The sequence below is a fragment of the Candidatus Eisenbacteria bacterium genome (assembly GCA_035712145.1).
In the GTDB taxonomy this organism is placed as follows: domain Bacteria; phylum Eisenbacteria; class RBG-16-71-46; order RBG-16-71-46; family RBG-16-71-46; genus DASTBI01.
The window spans coordinates 13,190-32,434 of the sequence record DASTBI010000232.1 but is presented as its reverse complement, the minus strand read 5'-3'; the positions used below and the strand labels follow the sequence as shown (position 1 = coordinate 32,434).

Annotated in this window: 18 protein-coding genes; 10 read left to right on the top strand and 8 right to left on the bottom strand. The window is 67.5% G+C overall.

Features of this window, described 5'->3' with window-relative positions; all coding sequences use genetic code 11:
• On the bottom strand, positions 1-1,120 hold a 1,120-nt coding region (locus VFQ05_16710), incomplete at its 3' end, for a hypothetical protein (protein HET9328410.1).
• Between the two features lie 213 nt (positions 1,121-1,333).
• Here VFQ05_16710 and VFQ05_16705 point away from each other — a divergent pair.
• From VFQ05_16705 to VFQ05_16680, 6 genes are all read left to right on the top strand, one after another.
• Entirely contained in the window at positions 1,334-2,230 is an 897-nt protein-coding gene (locus tag VFQ05_16705; GenBank protein ID HET9328409.1) for a 5'-3' exonuclease H3TH domain-containing protein, read from the top strand.
• A 99-nt stretch (positions 2,231-2,329) separates the two neighbouring features.
• Positions 2,330-2,641: a hypothetical protein gene (locus tag VFQ05_16700; GenBank protein HET9328408.1), complete on the top strand. Its 312-nt coding sequence runs from the start codon at positions 2,330-2,332 to the stop codon at positions 2,639-2,641.
• 18 nt (positions 2,642-2,659) lie between these two features.
• Positions 2,660-3,832, top strand: coding sequence for a hypothetical protein (locus VFQ05_16695; protein ID HET9328407.1), 1,173 nt, complete (start codon positions 2,660-2,662; stop codon positions 3,830-3,832).
• A 2-nt stretch (positions 3,833-3,834) separates the two neighbouring features.
• On the top strand, positions 3,835-4,176 hold the full coding sequence (locus VFQ05_16690; protein HET9328406.1) for a hypothetical protein: 342 nt from the start codon (positions 3,835-3,837) through the stop codon (positions 4,174-4,176).
• Positions 4,177-4,380: 204 nt separating this feature from the next.
• On the top strand, positions 4,381-5,127 hold the full coding sequence (locus VFQ05_16685) for a hypothetical protein (protein HET9328405.1): 747 nt from the start codon (positions 4,381-4,383) through the stop codon (positions 5,125-5,127).
• Positions 5,128-5,262: 135 nt separating this feature from the next.
• Positions 5,263-6,411 (top strand): ATP-dependent DNA ligase, encoded by a 1,149-nt coding sequence (locus VFQ05_16680; GenBank protein HET9328404.1) that lies wholly within the window; start codon positions 5,263-5,265, stop codon positions 6,409-6,411.
• On the opposite strand, the gene ligD is transcribed toward VFQ05_16680, so the two are convergent.
• Positions 6,315-7,691 carry a non-homologous end-joining DNA ligase gene (ligD, locus tag VFQ05_16675; protein HET9328403.1) on the bottom strand — a complete coding sequence of 459 codons (1,377 nt, stop codon included), beginning with the start codon at positions 7,689-7,691 and terminating at the stop codon, positions 6,315-6,317. The genes VFQ05_16680 and ligD overlap by 97 nt on opposite strands.
• A gap of 171 nt (positions 7,692-7,862) precedes the next feature.
• Here ligD and VFQ05_16670 point away from each other — a divergent pair, with 171 nt between their 5' ends.
• Positions 7,863-8,873, top strand: coding sequence for a phosphatase PAP2 family protein (locus VFQ05_16670; protein ID HET9328402.1), 1,011 nt, complete (start codon positions 7,863-7,865; stop codon positions 8,871-8,873).
• Positions 8,874-8,878: 5 nt separating this feature from the next.
• Here VFQ05_16670 and VFQ05_16665 read toward each other — a convergent pair whose 3' ends face one another.
• Both VFQ05_16665 and VFQ05_16660 read right to left on the bottom strand, forming a co-directional pair.
• The gene (locus tag VFQ05_16665; protein ID HET9328401.1) at positions 8,879-9,637 is read right to left on the bottom strand and encodes an endonuclease/exonuclease/phosphatase family protein; all 759 of its coding nucleotides are present in this window, start codon (positions 9,635-9,637) and stop codon (positions 8,879-8,881) included.
• Positions 9,634-10,122 (bottom strand): hypothetical protein, encoded by a 489-nt coding sequence (locus tag VFQ05_16660; protein HET9328400.1) that lies wholly within the window; start codon positions 10,120-10,122, stop codon positions 9,634-9,636. The genes VFQ05_16665 and VFQ05_16660 overlap by 4 nt, the downstream gene beginning before the upstream one ends.
• Before the next feature lie 329 nt (positions 10,123-10,451).
• On the opposite strand from VFQ05_16660, the gene VFQ05_16655 reads away from it, so the two are divergent.
• The 3 genes from VFQ05_16655 (at position 10,452) to VFQ05_16645 (ending at position 14,477) form a co-directional block, all read left to right on the top strand.
• On the top strand, positions 10,452-11,720 hold the full coding sequence (locus tag VFQ05_16655; GenBank protein HET9328399.1) for an OmpA family protein: 1,269 nt from the start codon (positions 10,452-10,454) through the stop codon (positions 11,718-11,720).
• A gap of 77 nt (positions 11,721-11,797) precedes the next feature.
• Positions 11,798-13,696 carry a YCF48-related protein gene (locus tag VFQ05_16650; protein HET9328398.1) on the top strand — a complete coding sequence of 633 codons (1,899 nt, stop codon included), beginning with the start codon at positions 11,798-11,800 and terminating at the stop codon, positions 13,694-13,696.
• A 46-nt stretch (positions 13,697-13,742) separates the two neighbouring features.
• Positions 13,743-14,477, top strand: a complete 735-nt coding sequence (locus VFQ05_16645) for a protein-L-isoaspartate(D-aspartate) O-methyltransferase (GenBank protein ID HET9328397.1) — start codon at positions 13,743-13,745, stop codon at positions 14,475-14,477.
• 6 nt (positions 14,478-14,483) lie between these two features.
• On the opposite strand, the gene VFQ05_16640 is transcribed toward VFQ05_16645, so the two are convergent.
• From VFQ05_16640 to VFQ05_16625, 4 genes are all read right to left on the bottom strand, one after another.
• Positions 14,484-15,170, bottom strand: coding sequence for a hypothetical protein (locus tag VFQ05_16640; GenBank protein HET9328396.1), 687 nt, complete (start codon positions 15,168-15,170; stop codon positions 14,484-14,486).
• A gap of 130 nt (positions 15,171-15,300) precedes the next feature.
• Complete coding sequence (locus tag VFQ05_16635) at positions 15,301-15,960, bottom strand: CPBP family intramembrane glutamic endopeptidase (GenBank protein HET9328395.1); 660 nt, start codon at positions 15,958-15,960, stop codon at positions 15,301-15,303.
• 50 nt (positions 15,961-16,010) lie between these two features.
• On the bottom strand, positions 16,011-17,918 hold the full coding sequence (locus VFQ05_16630; GenBank protein HET9328394.1) for a choice-of-anchor D domain-containing protein: 1,908 nt from the start codon (positions 17,916-17,918) through the stop codon (positions 16,011-16,013).
• 88 nt (positions 17,919-18,006) lie between these two features.
• Positions 18,007-19,212, bottom strand: a complete 1,206-nt coding sequence (locus VFQ05_16625) for a nucleoside transporter C-terminal domain-containing protein (GenBank protein HET9328393.1) — start codon at positions 19,210-19,212, stop codon at positions 18,007-18,009.
• Positions 19,213-19,245: the final 33 nt, after the last annotated feature.

Here is a 19,245-nt window from a genome sequence, read left to right as displayed (position 1 = left end):
TCGCGTTGCCAAATGCGTCGCGCGCCTGGTAGCAAACGATGTAGGTGCGGGGCATTCCCTGCGTGCGCTCGGCTCGGAGCGAGAAGTCGAAGTCCGCGGTCCCCAATGAGGCGTCCTGGACGTCGTCGCCGGGGGGCACGATCGTGGAATCGCCATCGACGACGGTGATCGAGGACAGAATCACGGTGGAATCGTGCCCGCACGAATCGAACGTGCTCACCGTCGCGTGGATCGGCACCAGACGACGGTTGGCTGGCCACAGGAAAGACGGCGAGAGTGAAACCTGGAGGTTCGGTCCCTCCGTGTCCTGCAGGAGTGTGACCAAGACTTCGTCCTGCGAGGGTCCTTGATCCGATTGCAGCTGCAGGAGCACCGCGGTGGTCCCGATCGGGAACGTCGCCGTCGGCGTCGGCGAACTCGGGTCATCGAACGTAATGCCCGGCGCGCTCCAGTTGAAAACGAGCGATGTGCCTTGAGATGCCGTTCCGTTCAGCTGGACCGCGGCACCCGCAGGGCCAATGCACTGCAGGATGATGTCGGAGCCGGCATTGGCTCCCGAACCCGGACTTCCGCCGCAATTGTGGCCGCTATGGCTCAGGACAACCACCACGTCAGACGTATCGACGAGGCCGTCGCCGTTGAAGTCCGCGGTGGCATCGTGGGTCCCGAGCTTCGCGAGCACGATGCCCGTGTCGGTGGAGTCCACCAGGAGATCGCCGTTCTGATCCGTGGACGCAAACGCGCGAGTGGCGAGCGGCAAGCCATCGGCGCTCACGGAGACCGCCGTGCAGACGCCCCCCTGATGGATGGCGAAGGTAGCCTGGCCGGCGCTGTCGCTGATGGCGGCAGCCGTTCGAAAAACCGGGTTCCACACGTACCCGGTAAACGAGCCAGAGCAATGGTTGAAGCTGGGACAGGAGGCGAACGAGAGGATGACGGTGGAGCCTGTCACCGGGTTCGAAGCGGCGTCTCTCACGAGCACCGTGAAGCTCAGGTCGCCGGCAGGACAACCCACGAGGTGAGGAACGACCGATGTGGCGGGACTGGGCACGGCGGCAAGCGAAAGCGAGGGAACCGAGAAAATCAGACAGGATCCTGCGACGACCAACGCGCGATGCATGGGCCCTCCTCGAGCGGTGGGGGACGGCTTCCCGGCCAGGAGTTCGATGCGGCGGGATCATCCGCCTGAATCCCGCCTAGAGGCTACAGACATCCATGTAACCCCTGGAGTCCCATGTTCGTCACATGTCGGCACGAAGTGCTTGCAACGCTTGCCACTCCGCCCCTAGCTTGATGCTCGAGCTGAAGGCTCGAGGCCCTGACCGGAAAACCAATGAAGCTCCACCTGCTCGACGCGACCTACGAGCTGTTCCGCGCCTATCACGCGATCGACTCCGCCCGCGCGCCGGACGGTCGCGAGGTCGCCGCGGTCATGGGCGTGGTGGAGACCACGCTGTCGCTCCTGCGTGAGCCGGACGTCACGCATCTCGCGGCCGCGACCGACCACGAGATTCGCAGCTTCCGCAACCGGCTCTGGCCGGGCTACAAGACCGAGGAAGGCGTGCCCGAGGATCTGCTCGCACAGTTTCCACTGGCCGAGCGGGCGCTGGAGACGATCGGCGTCACCGTGTGGGCGATGGTGGAGTTCGAGGCCGACGATGCGCTCGCCACAGCGGCCGATCGCTTCCAGGACCAAGTCGAGCAGACGGTGATCTGCTCGCCCGACAAGGATCTGGCGCAATGCGTGATCGGTGGCAGGATCGTGCAGCGCGACCGGCGGCGAGCGATCACCTACGACGAGGACGGCGTGCGCCAGAAGTTCGGTGTTTCACCCGCCTCGATCCCCGACTGGCTCGCGCTGGTCGGCGACGCCGCCGACGGATATCCCGGACTTCCCGGCTGGGGCGCAAAGTCGGCGACCGCGGTGCTGGCGCGCTGGAAGCACCTGGATGCGATCCCGCAGGATCATCGGCGCTGGGACGTCGCGGTGCGCGGCGCCGATCGGCTCGCGGCCACGCTGCAGGAGAAAAGAGCGGATGCACAGCTCTTTCGCCGGCTGGCGACGCTGCGCCGCGACGTCCCGCTGGCGGAGACGCTGGACGATCTTCGGTGGCGCGGCGTGCCGCGCGAGCCCTGGCTCGCGCTGTGCGAGGAGCTGGGGTTCACTCGCACCCGCGAGCGTCCTCATCGGTGGCGCGAGGCGCCCCTGCCGAGCCACGAGGCGCGTTAGGTCGGAAGAGCCCGTCCCCTTGCGACTCGGCTCCGTGAGGGCTACGGTCAAATCCCTCCCCTCGAATTGGATTCTCCATCCCACGCAAGGAGAACACCCATGCTGCTGGTCCGCGAGATCATGTACTGCAAGCCGGGCAAGGTGCGTCCGATGGTCGACAAGTTCGCCGCGATGTCGAAGATCATGGAGAAGTCCGGCATGGGCAAGATGCGCGTGCTCACCGATCTCAGCGGCGAGCAGTACTGGACGCTCGTCGCCGAGATGGAAGTCCCGACGCTCCAGGCCTTCGAGGACATGATGTCCGGCAAGGGACAGAGCGAGCAGGACCTGAAGGAGTTCGACAAGATCATGCAGGGGTATCACGACCTGGTCGAGCGGGGGCGCCGGGAGATCTACAAGATCGAGGCCTAGCGAGCGCTGGAGGCGCGCGTGTCACGAGGCATCTACACCGGACAGAAGGAGACCCCGATCGGCGTCCCGGTGCCGGGACCGGATGCCGGCGCTTTGTGGGCGCGCGGCGACCTCCTCTTCTATCGCCTCTACGACGTCGGCTACGAGATCGATCTCCAGCGCGTCTCGGAGCTGCTCGCCGCCAACGCTCCCGAGCGGCTGCGACTGGTGCGCGGCGAAGCGCAGGCGATCCAGATTCCCAACCCGCCCGTCACGGTTCGATTGGGGAGCGAGCCGATCCCGGTCGGCACGGACGTCCTCGAAGTCGAACGCTCGGCCCGCATCTTCGACTTCGGCGTGGTGTCGGTCCGCGGCCGGATCTCGATGTCCTCGCCACGCTCGTGGAGCGAGTGGACGCGGCTCGGCTCCCTGGTCGGCTCGGGCGCCGAATGGACTGCATGCTTCGAGCGCTGGCGCGACCAGCTGATCGAGCGTATCCGTCCGGCCATCGAGCGGCCGGGAGACTCCGGCGTGGTCGAGGACTACTCGATCTTTCGTTTCGACGGTCTTCAGGACGAGGACGGCAGGCTGCTCGGCACCGCGGCGCTCACGGATGAGCAGGCGGCGGCGCTGCTGTTCGGTGAGTCGCGGGCGCTCGCGGCCAGCGCACGGCGCGAGCTCCTGTCGCCGCGCTACGCGTACTTCGACGACGATCTCGCCATCCTCGCCTGGAACGGCGCCCTGGTCGTGGAGCCCTCCGCCGAGGACACCGACGTCGAGTACGTGCTCGAGTTCGCCAACGCGCAGCTGCTGGAGCTGCGGTTCTACGACCATGTGCTGGACGGGGAGATCCCCCGTATCTATGGCGAGATCGCGGCGGCGCGCAGATCCTTCCACCTGATTGGACGGCGCTACAGCCGTCTGCTCGCCACCCTGCAGAGCCGCGTGGCGGATGCCACCGAGCTGATCGAGCGAGTGGAGAACTCGCTCAAGGTCACCGACGACGTGTTCCTGGCGAGAATCTATGCGGCCGCGCTCGAGATCTTCCGTGGCCGAACCTGGCGCAGCGGCATCGATCGCAAGGTGTCGATCGTCCGCGATGCCTATAGCATGCTCAACGCCGAGTCCGTCGAACGCCGCAGCGAGGCGCTGGAGATCATCATCATCGCCTTGATCGCGGTCGAGCTGATCGTGGCCTGGCTGGGCGGCTGACCATGCACTCTCCCGGATCGGCATCCATCGAGCCGCAGCGCAAGGCGGAGCGAACCATCTCGCCGCAAGCCCGCCGCTCTGCGCTCATGATCGCGATCGCGGCCGACGTGCTGCAGCTCGGCCTGCTCCCTCTGCTCGGCGCCGGATGGCTCTCGCCCTTGAACAACGCCATCGACATCGTGGTCGGCTTCGTGATGGTGCGCCGCCTGGGTTGGCACCTGGCGTTCCTCCCGACCTTCATCGCCGAGCTGCTGCCATTCGTGGACATCTTCCCGTCGTGGACGCTGGCGGTGATGTTCATCACACGAAAGACGAAGCCCGCCAGGGAGACCGCCGGGACCTAGGCCGGATGCGGCCGGACCTTCACGGTCGCCAAGTATTCCCAGGTCCTGACTCCGGTCTGACATTCCTCGCACGTCTACACGGACACGCCAGAATGCCCTCCTTCCTGGAATCCCGCGAGGAGGCCGGCGTATCCCAGGAGAACCCGAACCGGACTGGCCGCATGGTGCGTCCGCGTCGCGGAACGGGAAACTGGAGGAGCAACCATGACGACGAAATCGAAGGCCCTCGCGGCCGGCGTCGCCATCATGGTGACGGGTGCCGTCATCGGATGGGGCGCGTCTCGAATGGTGGACGCGAAGTCCGGATCGACGGCGAACGATCCGACAGTTTCGACCGTGCTCGAGCAGCCGAGCGGCAATCTGACGCCGCAGACGACTTATCGGCCGGAGCAGCCCGCACGGCGCGCGGTGCGCAGAACGGCCAGGGTGGCGAGCGTGAGCGGCATCCACCTTCCGGCGGGGACGCCGATCTCCGTGACGCTGCATGGCGCGCTGTCGACGAAGACCGCGAGCGTCGGTGATTCATGGAGCGGCACGGTGGCGGAGCCGGTGTACCGCAACGGCCGTGAGGTGATCCCGGCAGGAAGCCATGCCCAGGGCGTGGTGGCCGTGGCACGGCCCGCGGAGCGCGGTGACCGTGCGACGCTCCAGCTCGCGCTGCGGTCGATCACCGTGGACGGACGTCGCTACACCGTGAGGGGATCCTCGGCGGCGGTGGTGGCGGGCTCGCCTCGGAAGCGCAACGTCGGCGCGATCGCTGGCGGCACCGCGGCCGGCGCGCTGATCGGCCAGGCGGTGGGTCACAACACCAAGAGCACCGTGATCGGAGCGCTGGTGGGAGGTGGCGCGGCCACGGCGGCCGTGGCGGCCTCGAAGGGTTACCAGGCGACGATTGCGGCCGGACAGGAGATGCACTTCACGACCGTCTCGTCGGTGACGGTCCGTACCTAGAGCCACGACGAACCGTTCCGGCGGAGACGCCGCCGGAACGCTCTTCGTCAAGGGAACGGCACGCCCCCCGCGTGCCGTTCGTTTTTTTTCCCAATGCGGCGCGCAGCCGGTCGCATCGTCTAGGATCAGGTCCGCATGCGCTTGCCATTCCCTCCACCCATCGCGCCGATGCTGTCGAGTCCGGCGCCCGCGCTGCCCGAAGGCGAGGGCTGGCAGTTCGAGCCCAAGTGGGACGGCTTCCGCACGCTGGTGTTCCGTGATGGCGCCGAGCTCATGTTGCAGAGCCGGGACGAGAAGCCCATGAACCGCTACTTCCCGGAGCTGATCGAGCCTCTTCTGAAAGCGCTCCCCGAGCGCTGCGTGATCGACGGTGAAGTCGTCATCGTGGGGGAGGAGGGCCTCGACTTCGAGGCGCTGCTGCTGCGGATCCATCCCGCCGAATCCCGCGTCCGGCTGCTGGCGTCGCAGATGCCCGCTTCGTTCGTGGTCTGGGACCTGCTCGCGCTCGGCGACGAGGATCTTCGCGACGCGCCGCTCGCCGAACGCAGGCAGCGCCTCGAGCAGGCGCTCGGGCGCGCCGAGCCGCCGCTGCATCTGTCGCCCGTGACGCGTGACCGCGCGCTCGCCGAGGACTGGTTCCGCCGCTTCGAAGGCGCCGGTCTCGACGGCGTGATGGCCAAGCGCCTCGACGAGCCCTACCGGCCCGGCGAGCGCACCATGATCAAGATCAAGCACAAGCGCACCGCGGACTGCGTGGTGGCCGGCTTCCGCTGGCACAAGAACGGCGAAGGCCGTCGTGTCGGCTCGCTGTTGCTCGGGCTCTTCGATGAAGACGGGACCCTGCACCACGTGGGCGTGACCGCCGCGTTCTCGAACGTGGTGCGCGAGCGTCTGGTGAAGGAGCTGGCTCCGCTCCGCGAACGCGCGCTCGAGGGCCATCCCTGGCGCGGCTGGGCCGAAGCCCAGCTCCAGGCCAGCGCGCGAGGCCAGCGCCTGCCTGGCGCCACCAGCCGATGGAATCGCGGCAAGGACCTGAGCTGGGAGCCCCTGCGTCCCGAGCGCGTGTGCGAGGTCTCCTACGACCACATGCAGGGAAGCCGTTTCCGCCACGCCGCGCAGTTCGTGCGCTGGCGTCCCGACAAGGAGCCCCGCGAGTGCCGCTACGATCAGCTCGAGGTCACGCCGCCCTACGAGCTGGAGCGTGTCTTCGGCGGCCGCGACGATCGCGGCCGCGCGGAGGCCAAAGGGCGCGGAGTCGGCCGAAAGCCTCGCCACGGATCGTAATCGGGGTCGGGCGCCTCTTCCTTGGGCCTGAGCTCTTCGGGGACGTGCCGCAGATTGAGCCGGATGCGGGTCCAGGTGCTCGAGCGGCCGCGCATCGCGTCGACCAGAACGTCGTCCACCGCCAGCGCCGCCGCGGCTTCAGGATGCCGTGTCTTCCAGCGCTCGAGTCCCGCGAGGGCCTCCGCCTTGTGCTCGGCTTTCGCCACCGTGATGAGCGGATGCTTCGGTTGGCGCCGCCCGCTGCCCTTTCCTCCCTCGCTCGAAGACGGCTTCCGCGCGCCCTTTGCGCGAGAGGGCGCCACGCGCGGGGCTTCGCCTTCCTGCTTCCGGTAATGCGGAGGCCATGGCGCGTCGCCGAGGCCTTCCGACTCCTGGGCGGCAGAGAGCGCGAGCAGGGCATCCAGGGACCCCGCGGCGTCGTCGATGTTCTCCGCGGCGTCGCCGCGCTCCGCGAATCGTCGCGGCGCGGTCGCCAGCGTGAAGGCGGATGGATCCACGTCCGCCACTTCCTCCCAGTGGAGCGGCATGGAGACCCGCGCGTCGGCCGTGGGCCGCACCGACCAGGCCGAAGCCACGGTGCGGTCCTTGGCGTTCTGGTTGTAGTCGAGGAATACGCCGTGGCGCTCTTCTTTCCACCACTTGCTGGTCGCGCGCTCGGGCGCGCGGCCCTCGACTTCGCGCGCCAGCGCCAGAGCGGCGCGCCGCACCTGCGTGAAGCTCCACCGCCGTTCGATGCGTACGTTCACGTGCATGCCGCGCGAGCCCGACGTCTTCGGCCAGCCCACCAGCCCGGTCTCCTCCAGCACGTCGCGCACCACGAGGGCGACCTGCCTCACGTCGTCCCAGGCCACACCAGGACCTGGATCGAGATCGATGCGCAGCTCGTCCGGATGCTCGAGATCATCCGCGCGCACCGGATGGGGATTGAGATCGATGCATCCGAGATTCGCGATCCATAGGAGCTGGGCGCTGTCGCGGATCACCAGCTCGCGCGCCGTCCGGCCCGACGGGAAGCGCAGCTCGACCGTCTCGATCCATTCCGGATGCTTCTCGGGCGCGCGCTTCTGGAAGAAGGCCTGGGATTCGATCCCATTCACGTATCGGTTGAGCACGATCGGGCGCCCGGCGATACCGCGCAGCGCGCCTTCCGACACCGCGGCGTAGTAGCGCACCAGGTCGAGCTTGGTGTAGCCCGCCTTGGGAAAGTAGATCTTGTCGGGATTGGTGATGACGACCTCGCGGCCCGCGGCCTCGACGATCGTCTGGGGTGGCTTCGCCATGCGCTCGAAGGCCTCGCGTAACGACGGTGGCGGAAGGACGGAGCCAGCATAACAAAGGGCCGCGAAGTGTAGGCATTACCGTCAGGGCGCCGGAGGCAGCGCGGTTCACCATTGGAATCCCGCGGCTTAGGCGTGCGCCCGCGCGGCATGTGCCTTGCGAAACCCGGACTCATGGACTTTCCGAGTTTCGTGGCGGAGCGTGCGCGTCATCGTGCGTGCGCCGTCGTCCTCGCGCTGGCGGCGGCGCTGCTTCCATCATCCGCCTTCGCCATCGCCGAGGCGTCGTTGCCCCTGGCCAGCCGCTTCTCGCAAGTGCTCACCGTGGACGCCTACGCATCCAGTGACTCGGTCGTGGACGCCTGGGGCGTGCCCGAAGCGATCGAATCCCCTGCCGTGGTGACTCCGGAGCGCCACCGCGCATTCAGCGATCTCAAGCCGGCGCGCGACATCGGCCGCGGTCTTGGCGTGCTCGCGTCCGACACGCGCGCCGTCTTCGCCGCTCCTTTCCACATGAACCGCGGGGACCTCATGTGGACGCTCGGGACCGTGGCGGTGGCGGGCGCCCTCTACTCACAGGACCAGCAGGTGCTCGATGCCTTAGACAGGAATTCCGAGAACGATGTGTTGCACGCCGCGATCGAGCCGGGCCGCGCGCTCGAGAAGCTCGGCTACATCGGCAGCACGGCACCGTACTACGCCGCTGGGCTCACGATCGGCTACGTCATGCGCTGGGACCCCGTGACCGAGATGACGGCGGAGGTCCTGGAGTCGCACTTCATCGCCGGCATCGTGCGTAACATTCTCGAAGGGGCGGTCGGCCGTTCACGGCCCCGTTCGGGGAAGGGTCCGCGCGAGTTCACCTTCCGCAAGGGAGATTCGTTCCCTTCGGGCCATGCCTCGGTGGTTTTCGAGGTGGCGACGGTCGCCGCCCATCACACCCGCTCGATTCCGCTGCGCGTCCTGTACTACGCGATCGCGACCAGCGTCTCGCTCCAGCGCGTGGACTCCTTCTCGCACTGGCCTTCGGACATCTTCGTGGGGGCGGTGATCGGAACCGCGGTGGCCCGCGCCATCGTGCGCCGGCACGACGAGGCGAAGCGGGCGCCCGCTCCTTCACGCCCGGCAGCGCCGCCAGCCTCGGCGCCGGCGTCCAGCTCGACCACGCGTCCTCTGGTCGACTGAGGTCGCTAGACCTCGAACTCCACGAGCAGCGGCAGATGGTCCGAGGCGGCCGATGCCGCCGCGCCGTTGATGACCTCGCAGCGCGAAAGGCGTGTGGTGGCCGCAGCGGGCAGGAATGCGTAGTCGAGCCGGAGATGGGGGTCCCAGGTGGGGAAGGTGTGGCCGGGATCGAGCGGATGCAGGAATCGATACGCATCCACGTAGTGAGCGTCGAGCATCGACTGGATCGTCTGCCAGCGGATGGTCTGGCCGCCGAGCCAGGCCAGAATGCGCAAGTGCGGAGGCAGCCGGTTCACGTCGAGCTTCTCGCCCGGCGCCAGCGTGTTGAAGTCCCCGAGCACGACACTCAGCCCGCCGTCGTACTCCTCGATCTCGTCGAGCATGGCTTTGAGCTCCGCCATCCGGATCCGCTCGGTCCAGTTGCTGTGGAGCGCGCTCAGATGGATCCCGAACAGGCGCACGACCATCCCTGCGGCTTCGGATGGGGCCAGCTCCACCTCCAGAAAGGCGCGCCGGCTCGGCGGAGGCTGCCGCCATTCATGCTGCTTGACCCCGAAGCGGCTCATGAAGCCCACCGAGCGCCCCCGCTTCGCCCCCCAGTGCTTCATGCCCGTGGCGTCGGCGAGGCGAGCGATCACGTCGGGCCGGGTCGCTTCCTGGAAGATGACGACGTCGGGAGAGACCGAGGAGATGGTCGAAGCCAGAGCCGCCTCGCGTCCGGTTCCGCCGTAGCGGATGTTGTAACTCAGGAGTCGAAGCATCATGGCTGTTCGAGCTTTCCGATGAGCGTGAGGTAGGGCTGTCCCATCAGGTATTCGCGGACGAACATCACCCAGTCGCGTGTGCCCTGAATATCCACCGGACGCCCGACCAGGGCCATCAGGCGCCTGCGCAGCGGCAGGAGCCGGGGAGCGATGTCCGGGTCCTTGTCGCTCAGCGGCTTCGAGTGGATCCCGGCGATATAGAATCCCTCGGGATGGAAGTAGTCCAGGATCTCGCCTCCGACCAGCGTGAGATCGAGATCACTGGTCTTGGGGCCTTCGGCGTCGAACGGAGCCTCGTCGTTCCACCGCTTTCCGGTGACCGAGCTGCCGCGCATCACGGCTGCGGTGTTGGCTGGAATCTCCCGCCTCAGCACGTCCAGGAATTCCTCCAGGCGCCGCGGTTCCCCGCCAAAAGCCAGGCGCACCAGATTGTCCTTCATCTCGGCTTCGCTCAGCCCGGCCCGAACCTTCTGCTCCTGGTCCATGTTCCGTCCGTTGTCGAGGATGACTCGTTCTTTTGAAAAAGACGCCAAGGGAAGCGCAGCAATGAAAACTCGTGTTCCTTCCGGCGGTCGCTGAACTCGTGGTTTTGCCGGCGTCTCAACCGTGCAAAATCTTCTAGAGCCGCGCTGTCCTCGATGGCGCTGCGATTTCCGCGCCATGGCGCTGTGCCCCTTGGCGATCTCCCCCAACGGCGTTTTCAGGCCCACCACGTGCATTGGTCCTGGCGTCGCTCCGACCCGCAGGCCCTCGGAAGGGCCGGCAGGGCTCCCGGACGGGTTTCCAGGGACAGGTCAAGGAAAGGAAAGGGTCTATGCGAACCACCATTTGGACGCTTTTCGCCGCGGCGCTCCTCACGGCGAGTTCCGCCTTCGCCAGTGGCGGCGCAAAAGGCGATTTCGAGCTCGGCATCTACGGCGGCTATGGATGGCTGGACGATCACGGTGATTTCCAGCCCAAGGACGACATGCTCTATGGCGCGCGACTCGGATACTTCCTTTCGCGTCACTGGAGCTTCGAAGGCATCGCTCAGCGCTTCCCCACGGAGCCGAACGAAGAAGTCGTCGTGCCGGGTCTGGTAGGCGCGAAAGTGCAGGCCGATGCGCTTCGCTTCAACGGCTTGTACAACTTCATTGGCAGTGACCATTTCCGGCCGTTCCTGACGGCAGGCATCGGCAAGGAGTCCTTCAACGTCGAAGACGGAGCCACCGATGCAACGATGGTCGAGTCGGATGACATCAGCTGGAACGCCGGAGCGGGCTTCCGCTGGTACATGACTCCTGCCCTCAATCTGCGTGCCGATGGACGCTACGTTCGCGTGCACAACGACGAGTTCGACGAGGACCAGGGCAACGTCGAGGCGACGCTCGGGCTCGGGCTGACGTTCGGCGGGGGCGGAATGTCCGCGGCCGTCGCCGAGGTCGCGCCGACGCCCAACCAGCCACCGACGGTGACTTGTGCGGTCGAGCGCTCGGAGATCCTTCCGGGTGAGAGCGTGAACGTCGTCGCCACGGCGTCGGACCCCGAAGGCGATCCACTGACCTACCAGTGGACCGCGAGCAGCGGACGGGTGACGGGCAACATGACGAGCGCCGCGTTCGACTTCTCGGGCGCCACGCCGCCGGCCAACGCCACGATCACGGTGCGGGTCACGGACAATCACGGCAATACCGCGACCTCCGACTGCGCGGTCGCGATGGCGGCGCCGGCCCCGAAGGCCGAAGCCGTGTCGTGTCTCGCGGCCGGCTTCCCGAGCAACGCCTCGCGCATCACCAACGTCGACAAGGCATGCCTCGACGACGTCGCGCAGCGGCTCTCGACCGATCCGCGGGCCACGGTCACGATCATCGGCTACGCGGACAGCCGCGAGCGCTCGGCTCAGCGAATCGGGCAGCAGCGCGCCGAAGCGGTGAGGGCGTATCTCACCGAGCGCGGCGTCGAGTCTTCGCGCATCACGGTGCGCTCGGCGGCGGCGACCAATCCGGTCGAGGCCGGGACGGACGCTTCGTCGCTGGCTCGCAACCGTCGCGTGGAAGTGTGGTTCGTTCCCGAAGGCACCACGATCCCGAGCGGTGGTCAGTAACGGATCGGGCGCCCTTTGAAGAGGAAAATATGGGGGGCGGGTCGACCAGTCGGCCCGCCCCTTACAGGAAGGTTCCGATGAACCGCCTCTCGCTCGTCATCACACTCCTTACGGTCGCGTGGCTCCCGGTGGAGACTCGCGCCCAGAGCTGGATGCCCGTGGGCCCTCCGGGCGGAAACGTGCGCGCGCTCGTGGCCGATCCCGCGCGGCCCCATCGCCTCTATCTCGGCACCGGATCGAGCACGTTCTATCGCTCGGACGACGGCGGCCGGCGCTGGGTGCGCTCGAGTCAGGGTTTTCCGGTCAAGGGCTGCAGCCTGGACGAGATCGTGGTGGGACGGAACGGCGCTGTGTTCGTCGGATACTGGGAGATCAACGGGCGAGGTGGCGGTGTGGCGCGGAGCGACGACGGCGGCCGCTCCTTCACCATCTTGAAGGGGATCTCGGGTGAGTCGGTCCGGGCGCTTGCCGTGTGTCCCGCCGATCGGCAGGTGATCGCGGCCGGGACGCTGACCGGGGTGTTCCTGTCTGCCGATGGCGGTCAGTCGTGGCGCCGCATCACGCCGGAAGGCCACGCCGACCTGCGCAACGTGGGATCGGTGGCCTTCAATCCCACCGATCCACGCTCGCTCTATGTCGGCACATGGCACCTCGGCTGGATGACGACGGACGCCGGCGCGAGCTGGCAGCCGATGCATCGCGGCATGGAGGACGACTCGGACGTCATGACGCTGACCGTCGACCCGCGTGATCCGAGCACGCTCTACGCCACGGCATGCACCGGCATCTATCGGGCGCTGCGTCCCGGCGGTCCCTGGACGCAGCTCAAGGGCATTCCCGAAGGCAAGCGGCGCACGCGCGCCTTCGCGCTCGACGGCGTGGACGGCAACGTGCTGCTGGCCGGCACCACGACGGGCCTGTGGATCAGCGAGGACCGTGGCTCGGTGTGGCGTCGCGTCACGCCGACCGAGTTGGTGATCAACGCTCTGGTGGTGCGTCCGGACGGCACCATCCTGCTCGGCACCGAGGACGCCGGCGTGCTGCGCAGCTCCGATCGCGGGGAGAGCTGGACGGCCAGCAACGAAGGGTTCTCCGAGCGCTTCGTGACCCGCATGCTGTTCGACGACGCGTCGAACCGGCTGCTGATCGCGGTGCGCGGCGATGCGCGCCACGGCGGCGTCTTTGCTTCGTCCGGAGTGCGAGGACCCTGGACACGGTTGGCCGAAGGGCTGGAAGGACGGCAGGTGCTTTCGCTGGCGGTGCTGGGAGGCACGCTGTTCGCAGGCACGGACCAGGGCATCTTCGCGCGCGGGCCTCGGGCGACCATCTGGACCCCCATGCCCATGCGCCTGGGGAAGAGCGCCTCGAGTCCACGCGTCACCGAGCTGATCGCACAGCGGCCGGACGGGCTGCTGGCCGCGACCTCTCAGGGGATCGCCAGGACCCGGGACGGGCGACAGTGGACCCAGCCGGCGATCGACACCGGCGAGGAGATACAGGCTCTCGCGGTGTCGCCGCGGGAGCCTGACCTCGTCCTGGCGGCGACGTCGCGTGGATTCTTCCGCAGCACCGACGCTGGCGCCACCTGGAGATTCGTCTCGGCCCGATTGAAGGGCATCACCCCGCACGAGATCGCGTTCCTGCCGACCGACGATCGGGTGCTGTTCGCGACGACGTCGGCAGGGCTCTACCGCTCGGACGACCAGGGCGAGACCTGGCGGCAGGTGGGGGGAGGGATTCCGCACAGCGATCTGGTGGGCATCGCGATCCATCCCGATGGCCGCACGATGTGGGTGGCTGATTTCACCTGGGGCGGAATCTTCCGCAGCACGGATGTGGGTGAAAGCTGGAAGCGAATGCCGGTGGAAGGGCTCGCCTCCGACCGTGTGTGGACGATGGGCTTCGATCCGGGCACGCCCGATTGGCTGCTGGTGGGCGCTTCGTCCGGCGGATTGCACCTGCTCGTATCCCCCTGAGCATCCGCCGTGGACGCGCCGGGCTCCGAGTGACATCGTCAGAGGCATGCGCGGCTGGACGTGGAATCGAGCGCTGGTTTTCCTGACGATCGCCGTGGCGGCGCCGGCCGCGAACGGATGCACCTCGCGCGCCGCCACGCCGGGCGACAGCCTCGAATCGCAGCGCGCCGCCCTGGTCCGCTCGATCGAAGCCAACGGCGTGCGCGACTCGGTGACGCTCGCGGCCCTGCGCGCGGTGCCGCGCCACGAGTTCGTGCCCGAGGCGTATCGCCGTTACGCCTACCTCGACCGGCCGCTACCGATTGGGCACGAGCAAACGATCTCGCAGCCGTACATCGTCGCGTTCATGACCGAGGCCATCCGTCCCCGGCGCGGCCTCAAGGTGCTGGAGATCGGGACGGGCTCGGGCTACCAGGCCGCGGTGCTGGCCCAGACCGGCGCGCGCGTATGGAGCATCGAGATCATTCGTGCGCTGGCCGATGAGGCGCGTGCGAGGCTAGAGCACCTCGGCTATCGCGACATCCACGTGCGTCACGGTGACGGCTATCGCGGTTGGCCCGAGGAGGCGCCCTTCGATGCCATCCTGCTCACGGCCGCGCCGGATTCCGTGCCCTCGGCTCTGATCGAGCAGCTCGGACCTGGAGGCCGGCTGGTTGCGCCCATCGGTCCGGAAGGGGAGGACCAGGAGCTGGTGCTGGTGGAGAAGGACGCGCGCGGCGTGCCGAGCCGGCGCGTCCTTCTCCCCGTGCGCTTCGTGCCGATGCGAAAAGACGTGCGCTAGACTGCCTCAATCGGAGATCACGGTGCCGAGCCGCACGATGATCTGGTTGGACGAGCGGCTGGCGCGATCGGCATGGACGCCCGTAACGTCCTCGGTGATCTGCTCCGGCAACAGGAAGTGGTGGGAGGCGCCCTGCCGGAATTCGACGCTCAGCTCGCCCATGTAGCCTTCCATGACGCGGCGGCGCAGACCCAAGCCGGCCGCCCACGCGAACGAGATGCGCGAGTCGCCGTGCTCCGCCTCGTAGGCCAATCCGCCCGCGGTGCCCTGCAGCGTGCTCGAGGTCCAGTAGGTGTCGAAGCCGGCGGTTCCGTACATGAAGGGCATGATGTGTCCGTCGCGCTTGCCGAACTCCGGACCGATTCCGAACAGAAGGCTCCAGTTCTTGGTCTCGAGCTCGAGCGAGGAGGTCGGAAGCAGATTCGTGGGAGGCACTTCCTCGGTGCGCGAGAAGTTGTAGACCACGCCGGTGCTCACCCGCCACGAGAGAGGCTTGTTGGGTCCGAAGCGGATGATGTCGGTGGCATCGAGGCCCATGCCGAAGCCCGCGATCTTGCCCCAGTCGCTGATCGGGAACGAGCCGAGGAGATAGCCTCCGGCCTGGTGTTCCATCTGGGCGAGCGCCGGGCTCGAGCTGGACGCGATGGCGGCCAAGCCGAGCACGATGAGAAACACTCGATGACGGGGCTTCATGTCCATCCTCCATGGGTAGAATGTGTTCGCGTTCGCGGACCACGTCGTAGAGGCGGGAAACATGAGGCTTGCGCCCCGCGGGTTCAAGCGAACCCTCGCGCACGCGGATTTGCCGCGTTTCGAGCGCTTCTCAGGATAGATTCGGCGGCCAAATGCCGTGGAAGATCGCGGGGAGCCAGAGATTGCCCGAGCGCCGGTAGAGGATGCCGAAGAAGAGCCCGATGCCGAAGATCGCCGCCAACATTCCCCATCGCGGGGCTTCGCCGGTTCCAAGCCGCAGATGATAGAAGTGCAGAGGACCGAAGCAGAACACCAGGTTGGCGATGAGCACGCCGGCGATCGCTCCGAGACGCCGGACCAGCTCGGTCTGGAGAAGCCCGCGATAAAGGAACTCCTGGATCGCACCCCACAAGAGCCCGGTCGGGAGCGTGAGGAGGAAGAACCCGCTCCAGCCATGGACCGCGACCAGACGAGCCAGATGGTCGCGAAACACGATGCTGAAAGCGACCGCCGCGAGTGGTGTGACCGTCCATAGATAGAGCTTCTCGCGCAGCGTCCACTCTGCCCACCGGTGGAGGCCGATCGCGCCGAGGCGAGCGCGTGCGAAGAGGCGAACACCGAGGATGGCCGCCGCCGCCAGCACGATGATGATGAGGAGTGGAATCCAGTCCTGACCGCCGAGACCCACCGTTCGCGCGAGTGCCTTGAGGCCGGGTTGCAGGACGAGGCCGACGATCACGAACAGCACGAGCAGCCGGCCGCCCGCGGAGTCGTCGTAGCTGTCGCGCACCGGATGCTCGAAGCGCAGGAGGTGCGCGGCCAGCAGCTCGCGAAGCAGTCCTACTGCCCCCGGCCGACTCCGCGCACCGTGATCGGCGGGCAGCCCGCTCCGGGATTCACCGTGCATTGGAAGGAGCCCGTGGCGGTCGGCTGGAAGCGAATCCGGAGCCGGAAAGGTGTGCCTGGAATGGCGCAATAGCTCGCGCCACCCTGGATCGCGAAGCTCTCACAGCTCTCCGTCGCGGTGCCGCAGAGCTGGCCGCCGCCCACGTTGCGAATGTCGAATGCATGGTCCTTGTGCTTGCCGATCTCCACCTCACCGAAGTCGTAATCGGTGTCCGACAGCTCGCACTCGGGCGGAGGCACGCCGCTTCCTCGAAGGGTGATGGTCCCGCACGCCGCGCCCGCGTCGACGGTGCACGTGAAGTCCCCCGTCGCTGTGGGCGCGAATTGCAGGGTGAACGTGGCGGACTCCAGCGAGGCCAAACTATAGGAGGTCGTTCCGAGGATCGAGTAGCTGGAGCAGGATTCGGACAAGGACCCCGCGAGGATTCCGGATCCCGTATTGGTCACCCGCACCTGGCGGCTCGAGACCTGGCCCACGGTCACGTCGCCGAAATCGATGCTGGTGGAGTCGAGTTGGCAGCTCGGCGTCGGCAAGGCCCCACCCGTTCCCCTCGCCGTCACGGGATCGCAGCTGCTTCCGGTCGCGATCGTGCAGGTCTGGCTACCGGCGACGAGAGGCGCGAAGCGCACCGTGAAGGTGGCGATCTGGCCGGCAGCCAGCGAATAGCTCGATGTGCCGACGATCGAGAAATTGGAGCAGCTCTCCGAGACGTTCCCGGTGATCGTTCCACCGCCGGCGTTGGTGATGGTGAAAGTGCGAGTCGCGGTCTCGCCAACGGTCACGGTGCCGAAGGACAACGAATCGACCGAGACCGAGCACAACGGTTCGGCCTGCGGAGTCTGTCCGGTTCCGCTCACGCTCACATCGGCGCACAATCCCTGCGTGTCGATGGTGCAGCTCTTGAGGCCCTCGCTCGTGGGAGCGAAGCGCACGGTGAACGTGGCAACCTGTCCGGCGCCCAGCGAGTAGGTCGACGTGCCGACGATCGAGAAGTCGGAGCAACTCTCCGAGACGTTCCCGGTCAAGGTTCCTGAGCCCGCGTTGGTGATGGTGAAGGTGCGGGTCGCAGTCTCGCCAACGGTCACGGTGCCGAACGACAGTGACTCGACCGAGACCGAGCACAACGGCTCGGCCGGAGCCTGACCGGTTCCGCTCACGCTCACGTCGGCGCACAGCCCCTGCGTGTCGATGGTGCAGCTCTTGGGGCCCCCGCTCGTGGGAGCGAAGCGCGCGGTGAAGGTCGCGTCCTCGTTGGGGGCGAGGTCATAGTCCGTGCTTCCCACCAGCGAGAACTCCGGACAGCTCTCCTCGACGGTGCCCGAGAGCTGGCTATCGCCCGTGTTGGTGATGGTGAACGTGAGATCCTCGGTCGATCCCACGGTGACGGTGCCGAACGCGAGACTCGCCGGCTCGACGTCGCACCCGGAGCTGCCCGGCAGGCCCCGGCCCTGGGTCGTCAGCACGCCGCAGTCCCCGATCGAGATCCGGCACGGCCGAGGACCCGTCGCCTTGGGGGAGAACCGCATCGTGAACGTGCGCGACTCGCCCCTGGGGACCGTGATGCTGGAGCTGCCGACCATCGCGAAGTCGCTGCACGTGGGCCGGATCGTGGCATCGAGCGCCTCGCTGCCTGCGTTGGTCACGCTGAACGTGCGGTCGGCCGAGCCGCCCAGCGTGACGTCGCCGAAGTCGAGCGTATCCGGGGCGACCGTGCAGTCGACGAACGCCGGAGTCTCGAGATCGCCGCACGCGGCCACGACGAGCATGAAGCCCAGGCCGGTGAGGAGGAGCCAGGAGAGGCGGCTTCGCCGAGCGGGCTGTGAGGAGGGGGACCTGGACATGGAGCGCCACCGGTGGTTCGAGGATGTCGAGACGCCTCAACGCTAGCAGCTTGTCCGGAGCGGGACTAGGGGAGTGGGGGCGGCTGGTTCAGAGCACGAGTCCCACCATCGCCGCGATCAGGCAGGTGGCGAGCGTGCCGCCCAGGATCGACTTCATCCCGAGCGTGGTGATCTCGGCGCGACGCTCGGGGCACATGGTTCCCATGCCGCCGATCATGATGCCCAGCGATCCGAGATTGGCGAACCCGCAGAGCGCGTAGGTCAGCACGATTCGGCTGCGCTCCGTGAGCTCGGCGCTCCTGGCGAGGTCCAAGTAGGCCACCAGCTCGTTGAGCACCGTCTTGGTCCCGAGCAGCATGCCTCCGGTCTGCGCCTCCGCCCACGGCACTCCTGCCAGCCAGGCCAAAGGCGCGAACACCCAGCCGAGCATCCGTTGGAGCGGGATCGGCAGGATCAGATTCACCAGCGTGATCAGCGCCACGAAGACCAGCAGCATGGCGACGATGTTGAGCAGGAGTTGAACGCCTTCGAGCGTGCCGCGCGTCAGCGCGTCCATGGATCCCGTGGCCTGGGATCGCAGGTCCAGCTCCCCGCCGGTCGGCGCGCCTTCGGGCGGCACCATGAGGAAGGCGATCACCAGCGAGGCCGGCGCCGAGAGAACCGACGCGATGAGCAGATGGGCCACCACGTCCGGGACCACGGGGCGCAGGATGGCGGCGAAGAGGAACAGCACGGTGCCCGCGATGGACGCCATCCCGCCCACCATGATGGCGAAGAGCTCGCCTCGCGAGACTCGGGCCAGCCATGGGCGCACCAGGAGCGGCGCCTCGACCATGCCGACGAAGACGTTCGCCGCCGTCGACAGCGCGACCACGCCGCCGATCCTCATGGTGCGCTCGAGCACGAAGGAGAGGCCTCGAACCACCGCCGGCAGGATGCGCCAGTGGAACAGCAGCGAAGAGAGCGCGCTCAGCACCAGCACGATGGGCAGCGCTCGAAATGCGAGCACGAAGCTGGCCTCGGGATGCGCGACCGCGAAGGGTTCGGGTCCGCCGCCGAGATAGCCGAAGACGAAGGCCGTGCCCGCTCGCGTCGCCTTCTCGAGCCCGAGCAGCGCGTCGTTGAGGAGCTGGAAGACGCCTTTGAACGCGGGGATCTTGAGCAGCAGGAGGGTGAGGACCAGCTGCAGCAGGAGTCCCGAGACGACCGTCCGCCAGGGGATGGCCTTGCGCTTCTCGCTCGCGATCCAGGCGATGGCGAGCAGGCCGGTGATCCCGGCCAGTGCCTGAATCATCGCCTGCAGAGCTCGACGTGACTCGGTAGGATC